This window comes from Bacillus sp. JJ1127 (assembly GCF_036965845.1).
GTDB lineage: Bacteria > Bacillota > Bacilli > Bacillales > Bacillaceae_G > Bacillus_A.
Window position 1 is genome coordinate 1 of the sequence record NZ_JBALQK010000157.1, and the last position, 1,796, is coordinate 1,796.

General features: G+C 31.1%; 2 protein-coding genes. Both read left to right on the forward strand.

What is annotated here, in order from left to right:
* The first annotated feature begins 199 nt into the window (after nt 1-199).
* Nucleotides 200-436, forward strand: a complete 237-nt coding sequence (locus V7183_RS15945; RefSeq protein WP_335360139.1) for a DUF3947 family protein — start codon at nt 200-202, stop codon at nt 434-436.
* 188 nt (nt 437-624) lie between these two features.
* Entirely contained in the window at nt 625-876 is a 252-nt protein-coding gene (locus tag V7183_RS15950; RefSeq protein WP_335360140.1) for a hypothetical protein, read from the forward strand.
* Nucleotides 877-1,796: the final 920 nt, after the last annotated feature.

The window sequence follows — 1,796 nt, forward strand, 5'->3', positions numbered from 1 at the left end:
GTTATAATTATATATTTTAGCATATTTTAGTTTATTAATATTTAGAACGAAACGTCGGAGAAACAAGGTAGAGAATTAAATAAAATCCTTATTTAGTAGGGAGGTAACGAATAAGATAATTCGTTTTGCTTAACACTTTCAAAAATTAATCTTCATAACATATTTTGTAGTAATTTATATGAAAGTGAGTTGGCCAATAATGTTTTATCCTTATTTTAATAAACAATTGAGAATTCCTGCTGCGTATGGTGGAGGTATAACGTATAGTGGAGCACAAAGTACAATTCAAGCTGTTCAACAAGCGTTACAGGCACAGCAACAAATGCAACAAAGTATACAACCTTACTATCCAGTGCAATATGATTACCCAATGTACACTACACAGCATGGAATAACTTTTTCAACGATTCCGTATGGAACGGAATATAACTTATAGCAAACTATAACAAAAAAATCATAGTTATTTGATGGGAACTGATTCATAAGTAATGTAACAAAAACGCTATTTGAATAGGAAAAGATTTAGGGATTACAAGGTGAAAAGTTTCATGAATTATCCACTTTAATTCAATATTCATAGTATGGAAGATGGAAGACAAAAATATTTACAGAGGTGAATAAAGAATGCTTCGCAATTATTTTTACATTGAAACGCAAATGCGTCCTTTACCTGCACAAAGTACAATTCAAGCTGTTCATCAGGCTATACAAGCACAGCAACAAGCATTACAAGCACAACAAATGCAACAAAGTTATTATCCATCACAATCGTACCATTCATTACAGTCTTATTATCCATCACAATCGTACCATTCATTACAGTCTTATTATCCATCACAATCGTACTATTCATCACAATCCTATTATCCGATGTAGATTACACAGGCTGGAATGTCTTTTTGATCGTTTCCGTATGAGACTGTATATGTTTTATAGCGAATAATAACAAAACAGAAATAGCTCTTTGCTGGGCAATTATTCAAAAATAATTTAACGAAAGCATCAATTAAGCTCCAGGTTAACAAAAGAGGGTCTGCTACGAATAGCAGACCCTCTTTGTTTTAAATAAAAGAGCAGCTAGCAAAGGCTAACTGCTCGGCTCCAGGGAGATTGGAGAAATATTATGGTATCTACAGTATTGACGGAATGCTGAGATTTATTCATGGAGGAAGAGAAAGATTAGAATATATATCAGTTGTAACATGTATTAAATGAAGAATAATATTATATCAATATAGCAAGATAGAACTGAAATGATAGAAAACATAATTTTAAGTTTCCGACGGTCTTTTTTATTTTCGTTAGAAATATATTTTTTAATTCCAAATGCCAGTATCCAAACACCGAATATCATTTCCAATATTGTGATAAAAAACAGAGCATTAGGAAATGAAGCTGTATTCATGGCAGAAAAAATTAATGCTTTAATTGATAAATAACAAAGTGTTGTTAAAAGAGAGGAATATACCATAGCAATAATCCACTTATTTATTTCGTCACCTCCTTTTTGCATATTAGTAAATTTATGTAAGGTATTAAAAGTATATCATGAAGTACCTTTAATGTATGCAATGACAAAACTAGACAAAATAATCCTTTTAAAAGAAAGGAAGAAATACATTTGTAATCATGCACATCAGGTGAAAAAGGAATTAGGAAAGGGTGGCGCTGTAAATATGATGATACATATTACTGTAATATGAAATGTGTTGCAGCGTCCATGAAGCCAAGATGTTATAATAGATTATTGAAAGAACAAACGTTATATTGGACAGTTTGTAAGAATGAAGAAGAAA